The 24476-nt window shown below is 44.1% G+C and carries 23 protein-coding genes, 1 pseudogene and 1 riboswitch; of the genes and pseudogenes, 15 read left to right on the top strand and 9 right to left on the bottom strand.

Annotation, left to right across the window (positions count from 1 at the left end; all coding sequences use genetic code 11):
• The first annotated feature begins 187 nt into the window (after positions 1-187).
• A complete protein-coding gene (gene hmpA, locus NSQ55_RS29380) occupies positions 188-1393 on the top strand; it encodes an NO-inducible flavohemoprotein (RefSeq protein ID WP_076181862.1) in 1206 nt (401 codons plus the stop codon).
• 63 nt (positions 1394-1456) lie between these two features.
• On the opposite strand, the gene NSQ55_RS29375 is transcribed toward hmpA, so the two are convergent.
• Both NSQ55_RS29375 and NSQ55_RS29370 read right to left on the bottom strand, forming a co-directional pair.
• On the bottom strand, positions 1457-2563 hold the full coding sequence (locus NSQ55_RS29375) for a DUF4163 domain-containing protein (protein WP_076181864.1): 1107 nt from the start codon (positions 2561-2563) through the stop codon (positions 1457-1459).
• A gap of 185 nt (positions 2564-2748) precedes the next feature.
• Positions 2749-3597, bottom strand: a complete 849-nt coding sequence (locus tag NSQ55_RS29370) for a metallophosphoesterase (RefSeq protein ID WP_076301503.1) — start codon at positions 3595-3597, stop codon at positions 2749-2751.
• A 108-nt stretch (positions 3598-3705) separates the two neighbouring features.
• Here NSQ55_RS29370 and NSQ55_RS29365 point away from each other — a divergent pair, with 108 nt between their 5' ends.
• The 3 genes from NSQ55_RS29365 to NSQ55_RS29355 all read left to right on the top strand — a co-directional run bounded on the left by NSQ55_RS29365 (position 3706) and on the right by NSQ55_RS29355 (position 6147).
• Positions 3706-4527, top strand: a complete 822-nt coding sequence (locus NSQ55_RS29365) for a methyl-accepting chemotaxis protein (RefSeq protein ID WP_036682244.1) — start codon at positions 3706-3708, stop codon at positions 4525-4527.
• An 80-nt stretch (positions 4528-4607) separates the two neighbouring features.
• Positions 4608-4886, top strand: a complete 279-nt coding sequence (locus tag NSQ55_RS29360) for a hypothetical protein (RefSeq protein WP_038573810.1) — start codon at positions 4608-4610, stop codon at positions 4884-4886.
• Positions 4887-5025: 139 nt separating this feature from the next.
• A complete protein-coding gene (locus NSQ55_RS29355) occupies positions 5026-6147 on the top strand; it encodes a nitric oxide synthase oxygenase (protein ID WP_076307563.1) in 1122 nt (373 codons plus the stop codon).
• 123 nt (positions 6148-6270) lie between these two features.
• Here NSQ55_RS29355 and NSQ55_RS29350 read toward each other — a convergent pair whose 3' ends face one another.
• On the bottom strand, positions 6271-6912 hold the full coding sequence (locus NSQ55_RS29350) for a helix-turn-helix domain-containing protein (protein WP_076105092.1): 642 nt from the start codon (positions 6910-6912) through the stop codon (positions 6271-6273).
• Positions 6913-7099: 187 nt separating this feature from the next.
• On the opposite strand from NSQ55_RS29350, the gene NSQ55_RS29345 reads away from it, so the two are divergent.
• Together NSQ55_RS29345 and NSQ55_RS29340 are read left to right on the top strand one after the other, a co-directional pair.
• A complete protein-coding gene (locus tag NSQ55_RS29345) occupies positions 7100-7852 on the top strand; it encodes an SDR family NAD(P)-dependent oxidoreductase (protein ID WP_038573803.1) in 753 nt (250 codons plus the stop codon).
• Positions 7853-8015: 163 nt separating this feature from the next.
• Complete coding sequence (locus tag NSQ55_RS29340; protein ID WP_248548920.1) at positions 8016-9431, top strand: hypothetical protein; 1416 nt, start codon at positions 8016-8018, stop codon at positions 9429-9431.
• Positions 9432-9497: 66 nt separating this feature from the next.
• Here the strand turns inward: NSQ55_RS29340 and NSQ55_RS29335 are convergent, their stop codons facing one another.
• Positions 9498-10988: a peptide MFS transporter gene (locus tag NSQ55_RS29335; protein ID WP_076124120.1), complete on the bottom strand. Its 1491-nt coding sequence runs from the start codon at positions 10986-10988 to the stop codon at positions 9498-9500.
• Positions 10989-11243: 255 nt separating this feature from the next.
• Here NSQ55_RS29335 and NSQ55_RS29330 point away from each other — a divergent pair, with 255 nt between their 5' ends.
• The 4 genes and pseudogenes from NSQ55_RS29330 (at position 11244) to NSQ55_RS29315 (ending at position 14556) form a co-directional block, all read left to right on the top strand.
• Entirely contained in the window at positions 11244-11600 is a 357-nt protein-coding gene (locus NSQ55_RS29330) for a nucleotide excision repair endonuclease (RefSeq protein ID WP_036682230.1), read from the top strand.
• Between the two features lie 134 nt (positions 11601-11734).
• A pseudogene (locus NSQ55_RS29325) lies at positions 11735-12399 on the top strand (glycosyltransferase).
• A 175-nt stretch (positions 12400-12574) separates the two neighbouring features.
• Positions 12575-13297 (top strand): hypothetical protein, encoded by a 723-nt coding sequence (locus tag NSQ55_RS29320; protein WP_076181874.1) that lies wholly within the window; start codon positions 12575-12577, stop codon positions 13295-13297.
• 5 nt (positions 13298-13302) lie between these two features.
• The gene (locus NSQ55_RS29315) at positions 13303-14556 is read left to right on the top strand and encodes a polysaccharide deacetylase family protein (RefSeq protein ID WP_339170466.1); all 1254 of its coding nucleotides are present in this window, start codon (positions 13303-13305) and stop codon (positions 14554-14556) included.
• Positions 14557-14572: 16 nt separating this feature from the next.
• On the opposite strand, the gene NSQ55_RS29310 is transcribed toward NSQ55_RS29315, so the two are convergent.
• Positions 14573-15631 (bottom strand): endonuclease/exonuclease/phosphatase family protein, encoded by a 1059-nt coding sequence (locus NSQ55_RS29310; protein WP_339170463.1) that lies wholly within the window; start codon positions 15629-15631, stop codon positions 14573-14575.
• A 155-nt stretch (positions 15632-15786) separates the two neighbouring features.
• Here NSQ55_RS29310 and rlmN point away from each other — a divergent pair, with 155 nt between their 5' ends.
• The 4 genes from rlmN to NSQ55_RS29290 all read left to right on the top strand — a co-directional run bounded on the left by rlmN (position 15787) and on the right by NSQ55_RS29290 (position 19012).
• On the top strand, positions 15787-16857 hold the full coding sequence (gene rlmN, locus NSQ55_RS29305) for a 23S rRNA (adenine(2503)-C(2))-methyltransferase RlmN (protein ID WP_339170461.1): 1071 nt from the start codon (positions 15787-15789) through the stop codon (positions 16855-16857).
• 79 nt (positions 16858-16936) lie between these two features.
• On the top strand, positions 16937-17224 hold the full coding sequence (locus tag NSQ55_RS29300; RefSeq protein ID WP_036682221.1) for a DUF6509 family protein: 288 nt from the start codon (positions 16937-16939) through the stop codon (positions 17222-17224).
• Between the two features lie 222 nt (positions 17225-17446).
• Complete coding sequence (greA, locus tag NSQ55_RS29295; protein ID WP_036682220.1) at positions 17447-17926, top strand: transcription elongation factor GreA; 480 nt, start codon at positions 17447-17449, stop codon at positions 17924-17926.
• Between the two features lie 156 nt (positions 17927-18082).
• A complete protein-coding gene (locus NSQ55_RS29290) occupies positions 18083-19012 on the top strand; it encodes an AEC family transporter (protein ID WP_248548924.1) in 930 nt (309 codons plus the stop codon).
• A gap of 4 nt (positions 19013-19016) precedes the next feature.
• Here the strand turns inward: NSQ55_RS29290 and NSQ55_RS29285 are convergent, their stop codons facing one another.
• The 4 genes from NSQ55_RS29285 to NSQ55_RS29270 form a co-directional block, all read right to left on the bottom strand.
• On the bottom strand, positions 19017-19859 hold the full coding sequence (locus tag NSQ55_RS29285; RefSeq protein ID WP_339170455.1) for an aldo/keto reductase: 843 nt from the start codon (positions 19857-19859) through the stop codon (positions 19017-19019).
• A gap of 58 nt (positions 19860-19917) precedes the next feature.
• On the bottom strand, positions 19918-21126 hold the full coding sequence (locus tag NSQ55_RS29280) for an MFS transporter (RefSeq protein WP_076105088.1): 1209 nt from the start codon (positions 21124-21126) through the stop codon (positions 19918-19920).
• Between the two features lie 209 nt (positions 21127-21335).
• A complete protein-coding gene (locus tag NSQ55_RS29275) occupies positions 21336-21848 on the bottom strand; it encodes a hypothetical protein (protein WP_248549042.1) in 513 nt (170 codons plus the stop codon).
• 159 nt (positions 21849-22007) lie between these two features.
• Positions 22008-22976, bottom strand: coding sequence for a Gfo/Idh/MocA family oxidoreductase (locus NSQ55_RS29270; RefSeq protein WP_339170452.1), 969 nt, complete (start codon positions 22974-22976; stop codon positions 22008-22010).
• A 196-nt stretch (positions 22977-23172) separates the two neighbouring features.
• On the opposite strand from NSQ55_RS29270, the gene NSQ55_RS29265 reads away from it, so the two are divergent.
• On the top strand, positions 23173-24123 hold the full coding sequence (locus tag NSQ55_RS29265) for a sugar-binding transcriptional regulator (protein ID WP_339170450.1): 951 nt from the start codon (positions 23173-23175) through the stop codon (positions 24121-24123).
• A gap of 157 nt (positions 24124-24280) precedes the next feature.
• Positions 24281-24384: riboswitch (purine riboswitch) on the top strand.
• Positions 24385-24476 lie beyond the last annotated feature (92 nt).

The raw sequence follows: 24476 nt of genomic DNA, 5'->3' as shown, positions 1-24476 counted from the left end.
AAGCTATAATGGCTGCTTGGATAGTTTTTTTGATTTCGGGTACGTTATTGTGATGGATATCATTGCAATTATTGAATCGTTCACATTTTTTCAATTTCCCGTGTGATTGAACGCACACTATGGGATGTTCAGCTTCTATATGCTTTTTATAGAGGAATTAATTTATTGCAGGAAAGAGGGTATTTAGATGTTAGATCAACAAACCATTGAAATCATAAAATCAACGGTGCCCGTATTGCAGGTTCATGGGAAGACCATCACAACTACTTTCTATGGCATGTTATTTGAAAATCATCCGGAGTTACTAAATATATTTAATCATGCCAACCAACGGGAAGGTAAACAGCAGACTGCACTTGCTAACGCCGTACTCGCGGCGGCAATGAATATTGATCAGCTGGGAAATATTTTGCCTGTGGTAAAACAGATTGCGGAGAAACATCGGGCATTGGGAGTATTACCTGAACATTATCCCATCGTAGGTGAGACTTTGTTAGCTGCTATTGGGCAAGTACTTGGCGATGCGGCGACGCCGGAAATTATTGATGCTTGGGCAAAGGCGTATGGCGTGATTGCAGATGCCTTTATTGGTGTCGAAGCAGAGAAGTATCGTGAAGCTGCCGAAATTCCCGGGGGTTGGAGTGGATTTAGAAACTTTGTGGTTACTAAGAAGGTTAAAGAAAGTGAACTTATTACTTCCTTCTACCTTTCTCCTGAGGATGGAGGGGCTATAGCTTCTTACTTGCCGGGTCAATACATCACGGTTCGTGTTCAGCCTGAGGGAGAGGAATACACCCATGTTCGCCACTATAGTTTGTCCAGTGCGCCGGGACAGTCGTATTACCGCATCACAGTTAAACGGGAAGGTGAAGGGCCGGATAAACCGGCTGGAGTCGTATCTACTTTCCTTCATGATGTCGTACAAGTGGGAGCTATATTGGAAGTAAGCTCGCCAGCAGGTGATTTCGTACTAAATAAAGATAGTGATCGTCCAGTGGTTCTTATCAGTGGTGGGGTTGGACTAACCCCTATGGTAAGTATGCTGGAGACATTAATTGCTACGCAGCCAGAACGAGAGGTAACGTACATTCATGCAGCCATCAATGGAAGCTTGCATGCTATGAAAGAAATGGTGGCGGATTTGGAGCAGTCCCATCCTACCCTACGATCCTATGTATGTTATGAAACTCCAAGTGAAGGAGATACGTTCCATAAAACAGGTTATATTGATCTAGCTTGGCTGCAAGAAGTAACAGACGTAAACTCTGAATTCTATTTCTGCGGACCGACTCCTTTTATGAAGGCGATATATAAGGCTCTTAAGGAATGGAAGGTGGCTGAAGACAGAATTCATTATGAATTCTTCGGCCCGGCGGGAAGTTTGGAAGCCTAAGCTGTAAAACCAAAAGAGCGTCCCAGTCCTAATGACTGGGACGCTCTTTTTTACAATAGAAGTTTATTTGAAGGCAGCGAATGGGTTAGTTCCCTTTGGTAATATTGAACTGAAATTAAAGGTGTACGTAGGAATTCCAGCCGCATAAGGGGCAATTTCATACTGTTGGTAGAAGATTGCAAGGCCACTCTCGGAAACGTAGAAGTTTGGTTTTTCTGTTAGTCCGCCAGGTGTATCTGGAAAAGCTAGCTCCTTGGTGCTTTCCTTCAACATTTTATCTAATTTTTGTTTGTAGTTTGGCTCTGCCTTCAGCAGGTCCTTAAGTTCAATTGGTTTGCCGTCTTTCAGCGAGAAGGTAAATCCTTCACGAAGGGCTCCACCATGAGCTCCACCAGTATAGCCATATTGATCAGTCACGATGCTCAGAACCCCTTCACGGTTAAAGGAGACGACAAAAGTTTGAGAGAAGTCATATTTATTCTCTATAGTACCATCTCTACGGCTAGCCTGTTCTTCACTCTCTGCGACGAATTGTTCAGCTTGTTTTTTGAAGATTGCATTAATCTTAGTCTGCACTTCATCCGTTAAGCCACTGATTTTGGGATATTGCACTTTGATACTGGCATTTTTATTGCTCTTATCTAAGGTTTCAGAGGTAATTTTGATGTTATTCATTACTTTTTTACTTAGATCAAGTGATTTCAATGAAGGATTATAAACGCCTTGCACTCCTAAATAGTCAGACAACAGTTTGAACGGAACATAAATCCGGTCGTTGATGACCTTCACATCATGACTGCCGGTCATGCTATAAATGTAATAGCCATTCAGGGTTGTAATAACACCGTAATCTGAGACCTCCATGTCCAGCTTCATGGAATCGCTGCCTACACTATAAGTTTTGGTGCTTGCATTATAGTTAATGGAGAGGCCAAAAGCATCCCGTAGTACAGTTAAAGGGATCATGGTGTTGCCGTTTACTATTTTCGCTTGCTGCGATAAGGTCTGGCCTTTATATTTAAGCACTACAGAGGGTTGCTGTGCGGCTTGTTTTACCGTATTTCCTCCGGTAGTTGCGGCTTGAACTGAAGTTCCTCCTACTAGTCCCGACCCTCCAAGCAATACTCCAGCAGCCAAGATGGCTGAGGTCCATTTCATACTTTTATTCATAACTTAATCTCTCCTTCCCAAGGATGGGCTTATGTAGTTGCAATATGATATTTTTTCCTCTATCACTCCTACAATTATACCTAGGTCCCAAATAGATTTGATTACAAAGGCGGTTACAGTGTTGTTGCATAGATATGCAAAAGGTATATACTTTTTAACCATTTTGTACGATTAAGACACTAGCATTAAGAATGTAAAGTAATTACGGTGAGCTCGGGACGACAATTAAAACGAACAGGCATACGAGTTACTCCTATCCCGCGAGTGGTATAGACCTGAAGTTGGCTGTTGGGCAGTTGATATAACCCACTTGAATATTTACTTCCGTGAGGCGGGGTATATAAAGCTCCGACAAATGGAAACCGCACTTGGCCTCCGTGGCTATGGCCAGACAATTGCAGATCTATAGGCAGCTTACAAAAGTCATCGGCGAAATCAGGTTCATGGGCCAGGAGAATTGTGCAAGCCTCTTCCGGGATATGAAGCAGCGCTTGGGCGATGTCTGCTTTTCCGACCCAAGGATCATCTATTCCGGCAATATAGAGCTTGTCCGTACCTTGGGTTAGGACGATATGTTCATTATGGAGCACGTGGAAGCCCGATTGTGTTAGCCCTTTCGTTACAACCTTTCTGGTCCCAAAAGCATCATGATTGCCTAATACTGCAAATTGTCCAAAAGGAGCCCGCAACTGAGAGCACAAGGCTACGGCTTCTGCAATATAATCGGCTGAATGATCTAATAAATCGCCGGTGAAGCAGATCAGATCTGGCTTTACATGTTGAATTTGCTGCGCTAGCTCCGTTAAAGCTTGCGGCTTGGAATATACCCCCTGATGTAAATCACTAAAATGAACGATACGAAATTTATCGAAGGCTGGAGAAAGTCTAGGGAGTGTAATATCTACGTATTTGATTTCCAGCCAGTAGGGTTCGATCCAATGTGAATAGATACCGGATGCACCAGCTGTTCCAAGAAGGCCTAGAGTTACTTGAGCGCTTTTCTGTAGAAATTGTCGTCTGCTAATAGTATTCATAAACAAATCATACGCGGGGATTGTTACTCTACTATGACAATATTCATTTAATAACCCATTGTGACGATAAAACTACATATACATTTTTTTTATATGGGAGATGAAGAGATGAGTATTATCGATGCCTTAGTCCTCGCAGCACCTTATTTCAAAAAGATTCACTCGCAGGATATTATGATTGGAATCACGGACAGGGAGATCTTCCATTATTACGCACCAAGTAAAGTTATTGATCTCGGATTGGTTAAGGGTAACCCTATCCCTCCTGAAGATCTGTCGCTTTCAAATGGACTGAAAGGTATAGCAAGCTCTAACCGAATCCCAGCAGAAATTTATGGAGCTCCTGTAATCTCAACATGTGTACCTATCTACGGAACGGATGATGATGTAATCGGGGTTTTTGCCATTGCCTATACACTAGAGAACGAGAATAAGCTTGAAGGATTCACAGATGAGATTAATGAGATAAGCAGTCATCTAATGGAGATGGTGCAGAGCGTAGCTGCCCAATCTCAGGAATTATCAGCAACCTCGCAGCAAATATTAGATAATACGCGTAGAGCAGTAACAGAATCACAAGAAGTGAATAAGGTTGCCGGCTTCATTCGTGAGATTTCTGAGCAGACGAACCTGCTTGGGCTGAATGCGGCAATCGAAGCCGCGCGTGTAGGAGAGCAAGGGGCAGGTTTTGGGGTGGTTGCTACGGAAGTACGCAAACTGTCCGTTAACACTAAAGAAGCAACCCATAATATTGAAAAATCACTGAGTGATGTTCAAAAGTCCATTAAGCAAATGGAGCAAGAAATTGAAGCGATCTCTGCTTCTTCACACTCACAAGCAGAATTGGTCACTGAATTCAGCGGTGTCATTGAGCGCCTGAATAAAGCGAGTAATGAAATGACGTCCTTTATGCAATCCATTATCCAGTAGATAGTGAATGCATAAGAAGACTTCACCCAAACCATGCTAGAAGAGAACAGGCGCATTTCAGAAGGGAGCGTATTTCATTTATGAAACAACCCGATTCCAGTCTGCAAGCGAATGACAATGTAACTCAAGCCAAAAATTCTTTGGGCAAGCTTCATTTCTCTGTCTCTCAGGCACTTAGTCATCCAACAGAACAGACTTTGGCACAGGCTGAGAACCGCCTGGCACATACTGAGCAGGCGATTCAGCAAGCTCAGGACTGGCTAGGTCCTCAAGGTGTGGAGTTGGCTGAAGAACTGTTGACCGAGGATAAGAGCAGACTTGCCTCATTGAATAAGCAAGGGAAACGTTCAGAGCGCTAAATGTTCCTGCCACAACCTGTGAAGCTCCAAGCTTCACGGGTTGTTCTTATGCGCTTTTCCCTGAAAGATGTGGCATAGGAAGAGGGATGTTATACTGGATTGAGAGTTTAAGCAAGGGTTTAGATGGGGGATAAGGGATATGAATGGCAAGCACATCGAAGAATTAACCCGGCAGGCGGAAGCTTTCATTCGACAATGTTACGCTGAACTAGATAAGTCTGAAGCCGAGACGGATCATCGCATTCTAGCCGTACATGAGGAAATTAACCAATCAGGCAGTTACACACATACAACGGAAGAATTAGCGCATGGTGCAAGAATGGCCTGGCGCCATAATAGCCGCTGCATTGGGCGTCTTTTTTGGCAATCCATTGAGCTAATCGATGAACGCCAAGCAGAGACTGAGGAACAAGTTGCTGAAGCGTTGCTGCGACATCTGGAAAAGGCGAACAACGGAGGACGTATTCGTTCACTCATCACGGTCTTCCGCAGCGGAGAAGATCCGAATCAGCGGATTCGGATCTGGAACCACCAATTGATTCGTTATGCCGGTTATCCTGGCGATGAAGAACACGGACGTGCAGGCGATCCGGCATCGGATGAATTCACAAAAATGTGCCAGCAACTAGGTTGGCAAGGAACGGGTGGCGATTATGATGTGTTGCCGTTAGTGATAAGTATTGGCAACGGGCATCCCTACGTTTTCCCTATTCCTGATCACTTCATTCAGGAGGTACCGTTAACACATCCTGAAATTGAACGTTTTGCTGAGCTTCAGCTTCGTTGGTATTCTGTACCCATCATCGCGGACATGCAGTTGGAAATTGGCGGTATTCTGTACACGGCTGCTCCTTTTAACGGTTGGTACATGGAGACTGAAATCGGCTCGCGTAACTTGGGGGATACCGGACGATACAACACTTTGCCAGCTATAGCTGATGTGATGGGACTGGATCGCTCCAGCAACACAACGCTTTGGAAGGATAGGGCGCTTCTTGAGCTGAATCGCGCAGTGCTGCATTCCTTCAAGCAAGCAGGTGTCAGCATCGTGGATCACCATACAGCAGCAGATCAATTTGTTCGATTCCAGCAACAGGAGAACGAGCAGGGGCGCCAAGTCTCAGGGCGCTGGTCCTGGTTGATTCCGCCTATGTCACCCTCGTCTACACCGATTTGGCATGATCGTACGTTAAAAGAATATGATTTCAGCCCTCGTTTTCTTTATCAACAATCACCCGTCGCAACCTGCCCGTTTCACTAGCTAACGAAGGCAGTATATAGGTCGCAACTTGAATCTGGATAGAGGCATTTTCCTCGGAAATGTCTCTTTTTGTTTGACTATAGAAAAAGCGCCAAGTTCCCCTTCTAAGGAAACTGGCGCTTTTTAGGCTTTTAAATGATCCAGAAAAATTTGTTTAAGCAGCTCAAGCTGATCGTCGGAGTCTAGATCCGATTCCAGCAGGAGAATGTTTTTTTTCATCGTTAGTTTTCTGGAAAAGAGGGCAAAGCTATTCATGAGCGTAATTAAGGTCTCTTTTACGGGGAGACCCGCACGAATAGAGCCGTCTTCTACCCCATTTTGAATGATCCTGGAGTATTCATGCCAAATTTTGCGATTGAGTGCATTGAAACTTAGAACATCCTCAACAGGTTCACTTGAGTGTGAGGCGTAGCTTTCGAAATTGACCATAAAAATAATACTTAGATGATTTTGATCCTGAATAAAAAAATCAAATAATTTCTCGATTTGTTCAAGACAAGTAAGGGGCAAGTCCGCTACGTATTTAAAATGATCGAGCATAGGCTCCAGCATTCGGGTGGCTACAGCCACTACGAGTTTTTCTTTTCTGGGAAAATAGCGAAATAACGTCGCAATCCCGATATTGGCTTCGCTTGCGACATCTTGCATCGTCGACTTTTCGATTCCTTTTTGTGATAATACTCGTTCTGCGGATTCGAGGATCGTAATTAATCGTTGCTGTTTACCATCGGATCTTTCTTTTTCGTATCGTGTTTTAGGATTCATGAGGGCTAGACCCTTCCATTTTTTGATTGGGATTTTCAATTATTAGTATTATATCCACCGTTTATTGGATTAAGCAAGGAGTGGTTGTAGTTCTTTTGCAAAAATGATATGATGTATATCACAGTGATAGTGTGACTATCATCACTCAAATATTATATCACAATACGATTATAGAGGAGACCTAATTATGAATCGTCTAACTAATAAAGTAGCAATTATTACAGGTGCAGGCAGCGGTATGGGCCGTGAAGAAGCCCTTTTATTGTCCAAAGAGGGTGCTACAGTTGTAGCCACTGATATTAACGAGGCTGCCGTACAAGCAGTTGTGAAGGAAATTGAAGCAAATGGTGGACAAGCAGCAGCTTATGCACATAATGTGGCTTCCGAAGAAGACTGGATCAAGGTTGTAGAAGATGTGATTAGCAAGTTCGGGAAAATCGACATTTTGGTAAACAATGCAGGGATCTCATTCCCGGTTCAATTGCTCGAATCCACTGTTGATCAATGGAACAAAGTAATGAACATCAACGTGAGCAGCGTATTCCTTGGCATGAAGCATGTTGTTCCTCAAATGAAGAACAATAAAGGTGGTTCCATCGTTAATATTTCATCCATCGCAGGTTTGACTGGCAGCAGCGGTGCTGGTGCTTATACAGCTTCTAAAGGTGCAGTTCGTATGCTAAGTAAAGCAGCAGCTGTAGACTTTGGTAAAGATAACATTCGTGTGAACTCTGTTCACCCAGGATTTATCGAAACCCCAATGAGTGCTGAATTTGTAAATAACGAAAAAATGCATAGCTTCTTTATGTCTCAGACTGCGCTGCCACGTGTTGGACGTGCTTCTGAAGTAGCTGAAGCTGTATTGTTCTTGGCTTCTGATGAAGCTTCTTACATTACAGGTGTTGAGCTGCCGGTTGATGGCGGAGTTGTAGCTAAATAATAATCTCTAATTAAGAAACATTAAGAAGCCGTCCCATACGTAGATTTTCTCTACGCACGGGACGGCTTCTTTTGCTGTTTTAGGCCCATTTCTACTGAACATTAGCCTACACCCCTGCATACCATATAGCACTCGGATAGTAGGAGAAGGGTGTGGTGCAGAGATGGGCATCCAGTTAACAGCGCTCCATTATGTATATCTGGCATTTATCGTATTTATAATGGCACTTCTGATCAAGAGACGGGACACAACGATGATCTGTATTGCGGGCATCTTTGTACTTGGGTGGTTAGCCACGGAAACCGTCAGTGGTTCAGTCACAGGTGTATTCAACTCTTTTGTATATGCAACCAAGGAGCTAATGGGTACAATCATGATTATTTCGATCATAGTAGCCATGAGCCGGGTATTAACACGCACGGGGATTAACGAGATCATGGTTGCTCCACTTACCCGCTTTTTGCGCACACCGTTCATAGCCTTTTGGGGAATCGGTCTGATTATGATGGTCACCTCATGGTTCTTCTGGCCTTCACCCGCAGTGGCCTTGATCGGGGTTGTGCTGCTGCCGGTTGCCATTCGAGTGGGACTGCCGGCTCTTGGAGCGGCGATGGCAATGAATTTATTTGGCCACGGGATTGCGCTCTCAGGTGATTACATTATCCAAGGTGCACCTAAACTAACAGCAGATGCGGCCGGACTTCCAGTGACCAGTGTCATGGAGGCGAGTGTTCCGCTTGTAATTGTTATGGGCGTGGTGACTACGATAACGGCATACTGGATGATGCGCAGAGATCAGAAGAAGGGAACTTGGCGAGACGGGCTTATTGCCGGGAAAAGTGCCGTGAGTGCGTTATCTGCAGAGAATGATACGGCAGAAGATCCAGCGGTGATTCATCCAGCATTGAAAAAATTGCTGGCAATCGCCATTCCCATCCTGTTTTTAGCCGATGTAGCAGGCATGTTCCTGCTCGATTTGCAGGGTGGAGACGCAACTGCCTTAGTTGGTGGTACTGCGGTATTCATTCTGGTTGTAGTAACCTTGTTGGCACATCGTAATAAAGGATTGGAGCAAGTAACCTCTTATCTGATTGATGGACTTACGTTTGGCTTCAAAGTATTTGGTCCTGTGATACCGATTGCCGCTTTTTTTTATCTGGGGGATTCGGCGTTTGCCGAATTATTCGGCAAAGTGCTGCCTGCCGCATCTCAGGGGATTGTAAATGATCTAGGGGTCGCTCTAGCTCATAACGTTCCTCTGAACGGCGCAGTGGGTGCTGTGACCGCAACTATAACCGGAGCCATTACAGGCCTAGATGGTTCAGGGTTCTCGGGCATTTCACTTGCCGGGTCTATTGGGAAATTGTTTGCGGTGGCCACACATTCCGATGCGGCGACTTTAACTGCGCTGGGTCAGGTAGCTGCAATTTGGGTAGGTGGAGGCACGCTGATTCCGTGGGCATTGATTCCGGCGGCCGCTATTTGCGGAGTAAGCCCCTTTGAGCTGGCGAGACGGAATGTTAAGCCTGTACTCATTGGGCTGGTAGTCACGACGATTGTCGCCATGTTTCTGGTGTAGAGGCTGGATAACTATAGGAAACCAAAAAAGGCTGCCGAGAAGATCTCGGGCAGCCTTTGGATGTGTTTAATGTATCCCTTTCATGAAATTCTGAATTTTGGAAGAGAATAGGAAGAGGATAAGCGCAAGGATAAGGGCCACTCCACCAATTACTCCAAAGTACATCATTTCGGTATCCGGGGTATAGAACTTCACAATCTGAGCATTAATTGCTTGGGCAGCGGCATTCGATAAGAACCACATACTCATCATTTGAGCGGTAAAAGCCGCCGGTGCCAGTTTGGTCGTTGCTGATAAGCCCACAGGGGACAAGCATAACTCCCCGATTACAATGATAAAATAGCTGAGTACCAGCCATAATGGATTCACAAGTGAATTAGCTCCACCGAAATAAGCAGGTACTAGAATCACCAGGAAGGATAAACCGGCAAACAATAAACCAAGCGAGAACTTTTGCGGAATCGAGGGTTGACGGTTACCGAGCTTTAACCACAACCAGGCAAATATAGGTGCGAGGGTGATAATAAACAGCGGGTTAAGCGATTGGAACCAAGCAGGAGAAATGTGTAAACCTGCAAAATCCAATTGGGTCCGTTTATCAGCAAAACTAGCTAGAACTGTGGAAGTCTGCTCTTGAATCGCCCAGAACATAATCGATGCGATAAATAAAGGAATGTATGCGAGAATTCTTGACCGTTCAACGGCTGTTGTTTTGGGACTGCGGTACATCATAATGAAATACATCGTAGGAATAAGTAAGCCTAATACCCCTACTATTTTTATTAATGTTTCAAAGGTAAGCACTCCGGTAAGAATGCCGATCGTAATCAAAATCGCAAGTACAACTAATCCTACACCAATCCAAGTAAAGATCTTTTTCTTCTGATCTGCAGGAATAGGGTTGTGTACAATCGTACCGGCCAAACCCAGATTTTTTGTGCGAGTCATAATATAAACGACTAGTCCAACAAACATTCCGACTGCGGCAATCGAGAAACCTAGATGGAAATTATTCATGCCTACTGCGCCAACAATTAGTGGGGAGAGAAATCCTCCCAGGTTAATGCCCATATAAAAAATGCTGAAGGCAGCGTCACGGCGGTTATCCTGCTCGCTATAAATTTCGCCGACAATACTTGAAACATTGGGTTTCAGTAGACCCGTTCCGAGTACGATTAAAACCATCGAAGCAAAAAACAATGTGGTATTGCCTGGAATAGCCAGTAGTATATGCCCGAACATGATTAAAACACCACCGTAGAAAACAGCCCTCGAAGTCCCGAGAAGCCGATCCGCAAGCCAGCCTCCAATGATCCCTGACATATATACAAGCGATCCATAGATAGACATAATAGAAAGTGCCATATCTTCAGGTAATCCGAGACCGCCTTGGCTCACTTCATAATACATGTAGTAGACAAGGATAGCTCGCATGCCATAATAAGAGAAACGCTCCCAAAATTCTGTGAAGAAAAGGGTGAAAAGTCCCTTAGGATGTCCGAAGAAACCCTTTTGCGGGACGCTATCTACTATTTTTTGCCGGTCTGTTACTGCCATGAATCAAATCCTCCTAGATGACAAATATCTATATATCATGATGCAAACGCCTCTATTTTATTTATAATCCTCTACTGTCTAAGACCGCAACCCTTGGGCAGGAAGGTTTTGAATAATGCCATAATTTTTAGTGATATTTCCATTAGATCAATCGAACTTGCTTTTATTGTATTTATTTGACTGCGCCAGATTGAATGGTCTTACTTAGCGATTTATGATACTATTTACTCCTATATAGAAAGAGGACGTGAGCTAATGATCAACATAACGATTCCAAAAGCGGATGTTAGTATTACTAAACAAATTAACCCGCAGTTAAGCAATATTTACGGATTTACGGACTTTCACCTGATTCCGAGAGATTACGGCGGTATCTTTATGTTCTACAATGATCAGGATGAGTTGTTGTTTGTAGGTAAAGCGAGAAAGCTAAGACCAAGAATTAAAAAACATTTTGAAGACACCGTATCTGACATCAAGCAACATCGGGACGAGGTCACCAGAATTGATGTGTGTTTGATCGAAAGTCCAGTTCATAGAGAGATCTATGAAACCTATATCATTAATGAACTGAAATCTAAATACAACGTAGATAAAGTGATGTTTAGATAAAAGTAAGACCCAGGCACCGTCCACGTGATGGTGCTTTTTTGTGTTCTGAGAATAGTTGCGAATGAAATGGAAGTAAAGGTGCACAATATACAAGATATTCAAATCCATCACTGTTCACAAGGAGATAGGTCATATTGAAAAATAAGTATTTGATGTTGAAGCTAACCTTATTGTGTATGTTTCTGGTTGTAAGTGTTACACCTACAATTGCCGATGCTGCAGCAGCTAAAGAGAAAAAGAGCTCCCACAAGCAATGCTTAACCCCCTCCGTAATTGAGCTTAAGGATAATCTTAGGAAGTTATGGATCGATCATGTGGTATGGACAAAGAACTACATTGTTAGCGCCTTTGCAGATTCTGAGGACAAGGATAAGGTACTGGCAAGGCTGTTACAGAATCAGCAGGACATAGGGGATGTCTTTAAACCGTATTACGGTGAGGCAGTTGGAGATAAGCTGGCTCAATTATTGCGGGAGCATATTCTTATTGCCGGAAAAGTTCTAGGTGCTGTAAAGGCTGGAAATCAGGCGATGTGGAAAAATACAATAAAGAGTGGTATGCCAACGCTGATGACATTGCCAAGTTTCTTAGTAGCCAGAACCCCAAATATTCTTATGAACAATTAAAGGAAATGCTTCATGAACATCTGGAATTGATTACTGATGACGTGACAGCTAGAGTTAAAAAGGATTGGGATGCCGAAATTGCCGCATTTGATAAAGGGCTGGAGCATATGATCATGTTCGCAGATATCTTAACCGAGGGATTGATCAAACAATTTCCCGATAAATTCAATTGAAATCAAAGCACCCGAAGGGGTGCTTTTTTTATTTTGCAGAAGAGAATAGGTCTTTAGGTGCATTTCAGAAAGTTAGATATAAAGGCTCACTTACATACAAGATAAGTAAACTATAATAGACTCGTGGGCACTCGACATTTTTTGACATTTTTTTATAATTGAGGTGATAAAATCGATGATTTCCCCCTTTTTTAAAAAGAAAGATTCAGTAGATAAGCAATCCAAGTCGGATATGGTTCAAAAGGTACAATTATTAGATGAACAGGTCGAAGAAATAGAAGAAAAGACCTCAGACGAGACTATAGCTGGATTGGTTACTACAGGCAAAGCTCAGCTTGATAAAAAATCACTCGATTTGATCTTCTCCGTGGAGCAGATTATTCAGGCCAGACAACATGCGGAGACCAATATTAATGAGCTTCAGGATCGGTTAACCCATTCCAGCAGTCATGTGGAGCGCTTAAACCGGGATATGAAGAACCTCAATAAGGTTATTGAGGAAAGAGAAAAGAATGTCCGCGAGCTTGAGCATAAGTTGATTGAGAGAAATTTGAAGGTCGATCAAGTGCTGGAGGATTACCGGGAGCTTCAAACTACGCTCACAGCTGAGATTGAGGAATTGAAGAGTACCATTGAGCTGGAGCAGCAAAAATATGTAAATCTGATTCAAAAACATAACGAAGCCCATGCAGAGAAACTCAAAAAGATGAATGATCTGGAAGAGAAAATCGGACGGGTTGAGATTGAGAATGCACATCTAAAACAAAAGTACGATACGATTCGCCAAGAAAAGGCGTATCTCTCGGGTATGATCAGCGATTTCACCAATCGGATGACGGTTCCTTTTGGGAGTGGCAGTAGTCTGACGGATCGAAACGATGGAAACGGAGATACATAGGATTCATGGCATCTAAGGAACCGGACACCATTCTAATGATTGAGTTACTGTCGCTTGAGCATGAACAGGCCGGTTATCAGATTGAGGTAGGTCTAACCCGTAATGTTGGGTACGCAAGAAGCAAGCTCACCATAGATGAATTTACATACGAACAATTGAAGGCGCTAGGTCCCTTTTCCGGAGGGAGAATGAGATTGTCGCTGTATCCGAAGTGGGATCCGTTTCGGAATAGTTACTACAGCACGCTGATTATAATGAACAGAGCTTACAGCGAAACATTGTATTTTGCCTGTTCTGAAAATTATGTAACCCAACTTCTTCAATTAAAGCAGCAGGACTATCCTCAAGTAGAAGAGGAGAGGGTAGTTCAGACCATGCTTCCCTCTACAGAACCAGGGCATAGGATAAGCAGAAAGAAGACCAAACGAATTGGACTGGTTGCACTGCTGTGTCTCATGTTCGCTTGTTTGATATTTGTGTTACCTCTGCGAATGGATGGACAACTCGTAGATAGTGCTGAAGCGCTGGAGGAACCCGTATTAGGGGCCGACTCTGAGCCATTACTTTCGGTACCGTTCGTTACCCTAGCGCAGACGATATCGGTTCATAACCAGCAAGCTGAGCCTACACCAGAACCTTCAGTCCCTCCTCAAGAACAGACATTACCGTACGAAAAGTATGAATTACCCGAGAATGAATTTTTGTATAGTTTGCCGAAGGGTTATGTTGCCTTGTCATTTGATGATGGACCGTCAAAGTATACGAAAGAGATCGTAGATATTCTAGTAGAACATAAGGTGGCTGCCACCTTTTTATTCATTGGGAATAAGGTAGCTCATAATGCGGAAGCCGTTAGGTATGCTAATGAGCATAAGATGTCGGTTGGGAGTCATTCGTGGGATCATAGCAAAATGACTGCTAATGGCGTTGAGGAGAACCGGATTAACTTGGCGAAGACTAATCAGGCGCTGGAGGAAATTACACAATCACCGATTACTATTTTTCGGCCGCCATATGGGGCGATCAATGACAAGTTAACCGCCAAGGTGACGGAACAGCAGATGAAGGTATTATTGTGGAATCGTGATCCCGAGGATTGGAACGTCAAGAACCCAGAGGATATTCTTCAATATGTTCATCATGCCGATCCGTCCGGCGGAGTCTATCTATTTCACGAAAAGAAGATTACTGTAGAAGCTTTGCCCGCTATCATTAAGTATTTCCAAGAGAAAAACCTAAAATTTGTTGTTTTTAAATAGAATCAGAGAATCCATGTTATTGCAGAATAAAAGTGGCTGTTACAGGGTTGTGATCACTGTGTTCGAAGGATAACTCATGACCCTGTACGCCGCTTATGCTGACGTTTGGTGAGACTAGAAAGCCATCAATCACTGCGCGGAAATTCACACCTTCTGTATAGGCAACATCGAGCGTCCGGACGGAGGGTACCTTGGCATCTACAGCCCACTGAAAGCCCTGTTGAAAATGTTCAGGGAATTCTTGCAGCCATTGCGGCCAATCCTGCGTTGTCTCGAAAGCATCAGGAGCTGTACCCGGAAGGGAATGGTTCCAATCTCCCCCTAAGATGAGGTAGTTCCCTTTGTCATTCTCCTTCTTGATATAAGCCGATAAATACTCCAATTGCTGTTTGCGAATCGTTCCGCCTTGGTCAAAGGCTGATAAATGAAGATTGACTAGAATCAGTTCTTTTCCATTATCAACGGGGAATCTGCTCTCCACAAAAGCACGGTCGAGATCAAACTGTTGGCGAGGCCAGGTTTCTTTGCCCGGGAGATCATATCTAATATTACTTGTGCTGTTAAAACGGGATAAAGTTAATAAACCGCTGTTCACCGAGCCCATCGGATCAAGAACAGGAAGCGGTACCCAAGGTACCTTGTAGTTGGTCGCGAAAACATTGCTGTAATCAGCGAACTTATTCGACAAGTAAGAGACTTCATCTATACCGTTGCTACGGGAAGAATCGATGTCGACCTCCTGCAGCATGAACAGGTCCGAGTCTGTAACTGTCATAAGGGACGCTACGGCCTCAAGGTTTATCTTCGTTTGTTCCCTACTGCTTGAGCGTGACTTTGTTCCGCCATCCATAAAGAAATCTTGGCCTTTATCCAACCCGGCGTAGCCAATATTAAAGGTAGTTACAGAAAAGGACTCTCCCTGCCTCATTACTTGCTGCGGATTATTGTTTACAGTAAGTGTAGTAATCTCCTGTGGTTTATAGTCAGTGAGAGTAATATACACTAAAAAACCGCCAAGGATTAGAACGGCAGCTAGAAGGGTGAGGCTGATTGCTTTTATTCTTGTTGAACCCATATGATTCCATCGCTCCTTAGATACATGTTCATAGAACAGACTTTAATGGTGTAAACTTCGACACAACCCAATAACTCCCCTTGTTTTAATAAAAAAAATTTGAGACAATGAGTAGTGATGGTCTGAACTTTAACGTTTTGAAAAGAGGATAACGAATGAATATAGAATCCATTTATGGATTAACTTTTGATCAACTGGCGGCATGGCTGTTAGAACGTGGACATAAAAAGTTTCGGGCTACGCAGGTCTGGGATTGGCTTTATCGGAAGCGGATTACAGACTTTTCGGAAATGCTCGATGTAAATAAAGATTGTGTAGAATTATTAGAGCGGAATTTTGTCATTCATACCTTGGAAGAACATGTGAAGCAGGAATCTGCGGATGGAACGATTAAGTTCCTGTTCCGCCTAAAGGATGGCAACCTGATCGAGACAGTGCTTATGAGACAGAAATACGGCTTGTCTGTATGTGTAACCACGCAAGTGGGCTGCAATATCGGCTGTAGCTTCTGTGCAAGTGGGCTATTGGCGAAGAGCCGGGATCTCTCCAGCGGAGAGATTGTGGAGCAGATTATGAAGGTCCAGCAGCATCTGGATGCGGCGAACCTGGATCAAAAGGTCAGTCACGTCGTAGTGATGGGCATTGGCGAGCCATTCGATAACTTCAAGAACCTGCTCGATTTCCTGGCGATTGTCAAAGATCACAAGGGACTAGCAATTGCAGGTAGAGGGATTACCGTATCAACGAGCGGATTGGCTAACAAAATCGTTGAATTTGCGGATGCGAATACGCAGGTGAACCTGGCGGTTTCTTTGCATGCCCCTAATAATGAACTGCGGACGCAGATCATGAAGATTAACAAGGCCATTCCAATAGAGAAGCTAATGGAGTCTATAGATTATTATTTGGAGAAAACCAAGCGGAGAATTACGCTGGAATACATTCTGATGAAGGATGTAAACGACGGCAGAGAGCATGCGCTTGAACTGGCCGAGCTGATTGGCGATCGACGCCCACTCGTCAATGTGAATTTGATTCCTTATAACCCGGTGGATGAACACAGCCAATATCAAAGAAGCGAGCGGGAGACGGTGCGGGCCTTTTTTGATACCTTGAAGAAGCAGGGTGTCAGCGTAAGCACTCGTCTGGAGCATGGTGTGGATATTGATGCTGCCTGCGGACAGCTGCGAAGCAAACAAATCAAGAAATCCAAAGCCATGGCTTGACGGACTACCTCGACAACAATATGTTACTTTTTGTGATACAATGACGTGGCAGGTATTAGGAAAAGAGGTTGATTGAGTTATGTTGACATTTACGGGCTACAATGTGGAGAATGTAAAAGATCCTTTCGGTATACTAACCGGTAAACGGTATGAATTTGTCGTTCAACTGGACGTTCCAGAGGATGATGAGCTGTATGTAGAGAACGGAGTATCCGCTAGAGCGATTATTAAGGTGGATGAAGATCAAGTCAGCATCGTAAGTTATGATCTACAGGAGACAACTTCAGGTCAACTGCTCGATTTCGATATGGAAGAGGACGAGGAAGAAGCGTTACTCCTTTTTTGTAAAGAGCATTTGCCAGAATAATTAAGCAGCATTGACCTCCTTGCCCAATGTTCAATTGTGGCAGGGATTTTTTTAAAATATAAGCATTTATATGTTTTGTACTTTAAAGTATCTTTATATTTCTATGAGAAACGGTTGTCGTCCTTTAAGGACGACAATGTTGTTTCTTCTTGTAAGATCTTTCGCAAGTTTGGGATATATCGGTTAAAATATTATAAAGCATCCAAAATAGGAGTTGTATACATGTCTAATGAAGAAGTGTTCTTGACCAAAGAAGGGTTGGCTCAATTAGAGGAAGAGCTGAAGGAATTGAAAGGCGCAGGGCGTAAGGAATTGGCCGCACGGCTTAAATTGGCGATCAGCTATGGAGACTTGAAGGAAAATAGTGAGTACCATTCGGCCAAGGACGATCAATCGTTCATGGAGACTCGTATTATGATTCTGGAGAAAATGTTGACCAAAGCCAAGATCGTGGATGAGAGCCAAATGGATCTGTCAAAGGTTAGTATGGGTTGTATTGTTATTCTGAATGACATCGAATATTCGGAGAAGATCGAATATAGAATTGTTGGAGCTGCTGAGGCAGATGTTCTTAATAACAAGATTTCCTATGAAAGCCCGCTAGGCAAGGAATTGCTGGGTAAAAAGGTCGGCGATATTGTTAGTGTAAATGCACCGATGGGCATCATTAAATATGAGTTGCTTGAGATCAAAATGATGTAACAATATACCGAAAAGCTCCCAACCCTTTGTAAGGGTTGGGAGCTTTTTTGCTGGTATGATAGGTTTTGGCTATGAGGTATATTGATTTCATATCTTAGACGTTCTGTGCTGTTGCGTTTATAGTTTGAAGTAACCTACAGCAGAGGAGTTCTATTCATGATCCAAAGTGTGTTATCGACGTTATACCAAGTCATCGTGCCTTTGTCCATTCCTGTGATCGTGGGTGCGCTACTTGGGCGGTTTAAGAATCTGGATACGAAGCCGTTATTGACGCTTTATCTATACTTTTTAACGCCGGCAATTATTTTAAATACATTGGCTACTGCCGAGATATCCATGAATGATATTTATAAGACGCTCGCCTTTTCGCTTCTAAATCTAATCTTCTTATGGGCGATTGCGAATATAGTCGGCAAATTATTGAAGCTAGATCCATCCGAAGTATCCGGTCTGACCTTGATTTCAACGTTTACGAATAGCGTGAATTATGGACTTCCGCTGGTGTTGCTAGCTTTCGGACAGCTTGGTCTCGATAAGGCCTCTGTATATGTGATCGGACAGATGATTATCGTGAATACGATAGGTGTTTATTTTGCAGCAAGATCTCAGTTCTCGGTAAAAAATGCAGTAAAATCGGTCTTTTCACTTCCTGCCATTTACGCAGCTCTGTTGGCCCTTTTTCTCCGTATCTTTGGCCTGCATTTGCCGGCAGAGGTGGCTACAGGGGTTGCCTTGGTAGCTGGAGGATATTCACCGGTGGTACTGGCGATCCTTGGCGCACAGATGGTTAAAGTGAGAAACATGCCATCCGCACGCAAGGGTCAGTCTACTTTTTGGACTGGGCTGTCGATTCGATTAATCTTAGCGCCGCTAGTGGCTTACCTCGGATTATCGATCCTGCAAATTACCGGAACCTTGTTCTCTGTGCTGCTGATTTTGGCTTCTATGCCAGTTGCCGTCAACGCCGTCGTGCTAGCCGAGCGTTTTAATGCCTCACCGGAGCTGGTATCCAAATGTATTTTGTGGACGACGCTTGCTTCGTTTCTCGTGTTGCCGGTGCTTATAGTGTTAGTGCAAGGTGCGTAATCCCTTAGAAATCAAAATGATCTGGGTCTGGACCTACCCGCTGATCTTGGTTGAGAGAGTTAATTAGAGTCATATCCTCGTCAGATAATTTGAAATCAAACACGTCTACATTTTCGATGATCCGGTGTTCTTTAGTAGACTTAGGAATGGTGATAATCCCACGTTGCAGGTCCCAACGGACAATAACCTGAGCGACGGATTTGTCATGTTTGACGGCAATTTGTTTCAGTACAGGCTGATCGAACAATTGACCTTGCATTAACGGAGACCAAGCTTCTAATTGGACTCCTTGCTCTTTGCAGAAGTCGAGCAGCTCTTGCTGATTCAAATAAGGATGTAATTCAACTTGATTGACCATCGGCTTAATCTCAGCATCCTTCAGTACATCTTCAAGATGGTGAATCTGGAAGTTGCTGACCCCAATGGCTTTTACCCGGCCCTCTTTATACAACGTTTCAAGCGCTCTCCAAGACTCTTTATATTTTCCTTTTACAGGCCAGTGAATAAGGTACAGATCCAGGTATTCAAGTCCGAGTTTAGCTAAGCTAGTCTCGTAGGCGGCAATGGTTTCTTCGTAGCCCATATCTGCGGTCCAGACCTTTGAGGTTACGAAAAGCTCTTCTCTGGACAAGCTGTTCTCTTGCAGAGCCTCTTGGATGGCTTGTCCCACGCCTGTTTCATTCTCATAAATTGCGGCAGTGTCAATGCTGCGGTAACCGTGTCTAATAGCGGATTTGATCGCTTGTATCAGTTCTGCGCCTTCTTCCACTTTAAATACGCCAAGCCCTAGCCAAGGCATATTTACACCGTTGTGTAATGTAGTTGTATCCTGTAGATGTTGAGCCATAATAAAGTAACCTCCTAAGATATTTAAAAGTTTGTTTGGGTTGTTAATGGACTGCTCTTTAAGCAGCTTTAGTCTGGAGAGGAGCCTCATCTTTCTTCTCCAGAGCACGGCTCCATGCCGTTAGTAATACAGCGGACAGAACCATGATGGCACCTACCCAAGTGGTATGAATCAGTCCCATATGATCTGTGACGATGCCGCCAAGGTACGCACCAATGGCAATACCAGCGTTAAAAGCAGCAATATTTAATGCAGAAGCTACATCTCGTGCACTTGGCGCATATCGATCTGCAAGCGTAACGACATGTACTTGCAAGCCGGGCACGTTCATGAAAGCTAACAGTCCCATAAAGAAGATCGTAATCAGTGCGGCAACCTTGTAAGGTGCGGTAAAAGCTAAGACAAATAAGACGACAGCTTGGACTGCAAACATATAGAATAGAGCATTCATCGGTTTGCGGTTGGCGGCTTTACCTCCAATCACGTTCCCGATGGCAATCGCAATGCCGTATACAAGCAAGATTACGGCGACTGTATTCTCTTTGAAGCCGCTGATCTCATGCAGAAGGGGTGATAAATAAGTAAAGACTACAAATGTGCCCCCATAGCCCAAAGCCGTAATTGCGAAGGCAAGCAGTAAACGCCCATTGGTGACCAGCTTAACTTGCTCACGAAGGGGTGTATGGGTGCCTTTGCGCAGCCCGGATGAAGGAACAAGGATCAGATTGCCGATGAGTGCTATAAGCCCGATAGCAATAATAGCAACAAATGCAGCACGCCAGCCGAGTTGTTGGCCAAGGAACGTACCTAGTGGAACGCCCGTAACAGTAGCTACTGTAAGTCCAGTGAACATGATGGCAATGGCACTGGCCTTACGATCCTCAGGCACGAGATCGGCGGCAATAGTCGAAGCAATCGACATGAACAAGCCATGGGCCAGAGCGGAAATTACTCTCGCGATTAACAGCAATGTAATTCCGTCCGCAGCCGCCGCAAGACTATTGCCGATAATAAAGACGATCATAATGCTTAGCAGTAAGGTTTTGCGCGATATCGACGTGGTTAGCGACGTTAAGATGGGTGCGCCAAAAGTTACTCCTAAAGCGTATAAAGTAACGGTCAACCCGGCTGTGGTTACCGGTATATGCAGATCCGTGGCGATTAGAGGCAGCAGCCCCACACTGATAAACTCAGTGGTACCAATCGCAAAGGCACTAATGGCTAGAGCTAAGAGCGCCAAGGTGCTTCTTTTTTTATCTAAGGACATTTCTTTCACTCCTACGCTGTGTTAATCACCGGCCGGTAAGTGCTATTATGAAGAGATCTGTCCATTAAGTATAGTACGTACTTTAAAGTGCTATAGGTACTAAAAAGTACCTATAGCGCAACTCGCCAAACCGCAAAAAGCTTGGGCACCCTGATCTCGTCAGGTTTGCCCATGCTTTTTGCTATGCTTGTTATATAGTCCCAATAGGGTTAACGAGACCGTTGTTTGAGGTGGCGCCGTTTAGTTGTGCCTTTGTTAGTGGCGTGCCCACCCGATCCTCCACCAACCGCCTGCTGCTGTCTTGTTCCTGGGCTTTCAATAGCGGAGTTTGTTCCACCGGTGCTGAACGTTCCGCCTCCGCTTGCTACCTGAGTTGCGGAGGCATTCTGGCTCCGTTTAGGCAGTTTAACCGTCTGGGTATTGATAACGACCACAACTTCTTTGCGATACGGATATAATAAGAGGGGCTTAGCTTTGCCGCGTTTGTAGCCCCCGCTGCCTAGGTTAGTCGCATCACCGCCTGCGCCGACACTTTGTTGTTGGCGTGTATAGGGAGAAGCAATGGCGGCATTATTGCCGCTTGCGCTGCTGCGCCCTGCACCGCTTGCAATTTGTGTAGTGTTGGGGGCGTTCGTATATTGATTGTTGATGACAAAGACTAATCTGTCCACTCCGTGGAGTGGGGTCCTTGTAATTATGCGCCGTTTTCCTTTTTGAATAATGACAACGATCCGGTCTCTTTTATAGGCCACCCATATTCACTCTCCCATACTTTGACTTCATTAACATTAATGCAGATGGGGGGAATAAGTGATGAATACGGGCGATCTACCTCGAAAAACAATCATTTGCCTAAGTTAGCTGCCTACTAAACGGTTTATTTATTCAAAGCTATATTTGATCCCCCATTGCTCCCGGACATTGCTCATAATGTCCATGACATCCAAGGAGAGGTTGAGGGTCTCTTTATGGCTTTTATCTGCAATATACCGCTGCATATCTTCAATCTCGTATTGCAAAGCTTTGGCTGTATCTCCAGCTTCAATCGTCTCTACTGTGCCATCCAAATATTGAATGGTGGCTTTGCTGGCCCGCGGGAAATTGTCTACGGTAATAAATCCGAGCTCTCCTGCAACCACCCCCCGTTTAGGCATTTTGGAGCGCATTGTAAGGGAGATTACCGCCATTTCATCTGCCGCATTGTTAAGAATAATACCGGATTGCTCGTCCACTCCTGTCTCGAATTGTTTTACCGTAGTAAGAATCTCATGGGGCTGTTTGGACAGGAAGAATCTTGTGAAGGACAGCGCATATGTCCCAATATCCAGCAGTGCTCCGCCCGCCAGATCTTTGCTGAAGAAACGGTTGTTCACATCATATTCTTTATGGCTGCCAAAGGAGACCTGCACCATTTTGAGGCGCCCGATGATGCCGTCATCAATGAGCTGCCGCAGTTTCTTATACAGTGGCATATGGTAGATGGTCATAGCTTCGGCCACAACCAGATCCTTTTCAGCGGCAAGTCGGGTGACTTCTTGAAGTTGTTTGCTGTTCACCGTGATTGCTTTTTCGCAGAGAACATGTTTGTTATTCTGTAAGCTTTCAATGATGTATTCATAATGATTGCTATGTGGCGTAGAGATGTACACTACATCAATTGCAGGATCTTGCAGCATTTCACTGTAATTGCCATAAGCTTTCGTGGCTCCATATTGATTAGCGAATTGTTGTGCTTTCTCCAAGCTTCGCGACCCAACCGCATACAACGTTCCTCCCGTTTCATTCAGCGCAGCCGCAAATTCGGCAGCTATACTTCCTGGACCGACAATTGCCCACTTTAAAGGGTTCATTTCCAGCACCTCACTTGTTTGATTTTTTGTTTTTATTTAGAGATACCTTGATTCCATCTGAACCATTCATCTTCATAAAAGTTTTGATATTAAGCACATTTGTGCAATATAATAATAAATGTGCAAAACAATCGTCTACAGTATAGCGGGGGGGTCTAAATCCGTCAAACTGTTGAATACGCGGGGGCGTTGTAACATGGATCGAAAAGAAGATAAGAAGCTGCTTATTAAAATAGCACAAATGTATTATGAACAGAATTTAACGCAGAGTGAAATCTCCAGCCAACTTGGTATATATCGTACCACTATCAGCAGGATGCTAAAGAGGGTACGTGAAGAAGGGATCGTTACAATAACTATTAATTACGATACTGGCGATCATTTTACATTGGAGCAGGAGTTGAAGGAGCGGTTCGGGCTACGGGAAGCCATTGTTGTGGAGGTAGATCCTGCACAGTCCAGCACGATTAAACGCAAAGCTATAGGACAAGCCTGTGCGAGATGGCTCGAGCAAGTGCTTCTCCCGAAAGATACGATTGGGTTTTCTTGGGGAAGCAGCTTAGCTAGCGTTGTAGAAAGCCTAACACAAGCCCAGAGACCATTTGTAACCTGTGTACCTACGGTCGGCGGCCCATCAGGAAAGATGGAGAGCGGGTACCATGTAAATAACATCTGTTATCAAGCTGCTCTAAAATGGGGTGCGCGCTCGTTAATGATTGATGTTCCAGCGATCACGGAGCAAAAGGAAACTAGAGATCAACTGATGAATTCGCAGTATTATCAGACCATTGCCAAGGCGTGGGACCATCTGGATATCGCTATGTTCGGCATCGGATCGCCGGAAATGAAAGGGGAAGAGGCGTGGCGCGGTTTTTATGGTGATGCAGTGATTGCTGAGCTGGAGAATGGAAAGGTCGCTGGTGATATCTGTTCACGATTCTATGATGGCAACGGGATTCCCGTGCATACCGGAATATCGGATCGAACGCTGACTATTGAGCTGGAGCAGATCAAGCAAGCACGGTATTCGATTGGTGTAGCGGAGTCACTTGAGAAGGTAACGGGGATCCTTGGGGCACTAAATGGGGGTTATATGAATGTACTTGTAACGACCCAAGAAACAGCGCAGACGATATTGGAGTACTAACTACTAAATGTAAACAATTGAATTTCGTGAAAATAACCTGAAAATGGCATGTAAATTGCTTAAAATTTTGCTTGTAAGCACCAGACAGAGCGTGTAAGATATACAAGGTATTCATATTGAACATTTATAAAAATATAAGTTTCACATTATACATTATCCTTATATTTGCTTGTCAACTCATATAATCTTGGGAATATGGCCCATAAGTTTCTACCGGATAACCAATGTAATTATCCGACTATGAGTGAAATAGCGCATCTAGGGTTCCGCTTCCTGACTATGGAAGGACTGGACCGAGCGATGCGGACACTATGCAGTGTTACACCACTAAGGGACAAAAACCCAGAAGGACA

The sequence above is a fragment of the Paenibacillus sp. FSL H7-0943 genome, assembly GCF_037963265.1.
GTDB lineage: Bacteria > Bacillota > Bacilli > Paenibacillales > Paenibacillaceae > Paenibacillus_AQ > Paenibacillus_AQ odorifer.
The sequence above is the reverse complement of the archived record's forward strand: the minus strand, read 5'-3'. Positions and strand labels throughout refer to the sequence as shown.

What these genes read in the sequence shown, in the direction of transcription:
- hmpA (WP_076181862.1), top strand. Translation starts at nt 188, where the DNA reads ATGTTAGATCAACAAACCATTGAAATCATAAAATCAACGGTGCCCGTA.
- NSQ55_RS29375 (WP_076181864.1), bottom strand. Translation starts at nt 2,563, where the DNA reads ATGAATAAAAGTATGAAATGGACCTCAGCCATCTTGGCTGCTGGAGTA.
- NSQ55_RS29370 (WP_076301503.1), bottom strand. Translation starts at nt 3,597, where the DNA reads ATGAATACTATTAGCAGACGACAATTTCTACAGAAAAGCGCTCAAGTA.
- NSQ55_RS29365 (WP_036682244.1), top strand. Translation starts at nt 3,706, where the DNA reads ATGAGTATTATCGATGCCTTAGTCCTCGCAGCACCTTATTTCAAAAAG.
- NSQ55_RS29360 (WP_038573810.1), top strand. Translation starts at nt 4,608, where the DNA reads ATGAAACAACCCGATTCCAGTCTGCAAGCGAATGACAATGTAACTCAA.
- NSQ55_RS29355 (WP_076307563.1), top strand. Translation starts at nt 5,026, where the DNA reads ATGAATGGCAAGCACATCGAAGAATTAACCCGGCAGGCGGAAGCTTTC.
- NSQ55_RS29350 (WP_076105092.1), bottom strand. Translation starts at nt 6,912, where the DNA reads ATGAATCCTAAAACACGATACGAAAAAGAAAGATCCGATGGTAAACAG.
- NSQ55_RS29345 (WP_038573803.1), top strand. Translation starts at nt 7,100, where the DNA reads ATGAATCGTCTAACTAATAAAGTAGCAATTATTACAGGTGCAGGCAGC.
- NSQ55_RS29340 (WP_248548920.1), top strand. Translation starts at nt 8,016, where the DNA reads ATGGGCATCCAGTTAACAGCGCTCCATTATGTATATCTGGCATTTATC.
- NSQ55_RS29335 (WP_076124120.1), bottom strand. Translation starts at nt 10,988, where the DNA reads ATGGCAGTAACAGACCGGCAAAAAATAGTAGATAGCGTCCCGCAAAAG.
- NSQ55_RS29330 (WP_036682230.1), top strand. Translation starts at nt 11,244, where the DNA reads ATGATCAACATAACGATTCCAAAAGCGGATGTTAGTATTACTAAACAA.
- NSQ55_RS29320 (WP_076181874.1), top strand. Translation starts at nt 12,575, where the DNA reads ATGATTTCCCCCTTTTTTAAAAAGAAAGATTCAGTAGATAAGCAATCC.
- NSQ55_RS29315 (WP_339170466.1), top strand. Translation starts at nt 13,303, where the DNA reads ATGGCATCTAAGGAACCGGACACCATTCTAATGATTGAGTTACTGTCG.
- NSQ55_RS29310 (WP_339170463.1), bottom strand. Translation starts at nt 15,631, where the DNA reads ATGGGTTCAACAAGAATAAAAGCAATCAGCCTCACCCTTCTAGCTGCC.
- rlmN (WP_339170461.1), top strand. Translation starts at nt 15,787, where the DNA reads ATGAATATAGAATCCATTTATGGATTAACTTTTGATCAACTGGCGGCA.
- NSQ55_RS29300 (WP_036682221.1), top strand. Translation starts at nt 16,937, where the DNA reads ATGTTGACATTTACGGGCTACAATGTGGAGAATGTAAAAGATCCTTTC.
- greA (WP_036682220.1), top strand. Translation starts at nt 17,447, where the DNA reads ATGTCTAATGAAGAAGTGTTCTTGACCAAAGAAGGGTTGGCTCAATTA.
- NSQ55_RS29290 (WP_248548924.1), top strand. Translation starts at nt 18,083, where the DNA reads ATGATCCAAAGTGTGTTATCGACGTTATACCAAGTCATCGTGCCTTTG.
- NSQ55_RS29285 (WP_339170455.1), bottom strand. Translation starts at nt 19,859, where the DNA reads ATGGCTCAACATCTACAGGATACAACTACATTACACAACGGTGTAAAT.
- NSQ55_RS29280 (WP_076105088.1), bottom strand. Translation starts at nt 21,126, where the DNA reads ATGTCCTTAGATAAAAAAAGAAGCACCTTGGCGCTCTTAGCTCTAGCC.
- NSQ55_RS29270 (WP_339170452.1), bottom strand. Translation starts at nt 22,976, where the DNA reads ATGAACCCTTTAAAGTGGGCAATTGTCGGTCCAGGAAGTATAGCTGCC.
- NSQ55_RS29265 (WP_339170450.1), top strand. Translation starts at nt 23,173, where the DNA reads ATGGATCGAAAAGAAGATAAGAAGCTGCTTATTAAAATAGCACAAATG.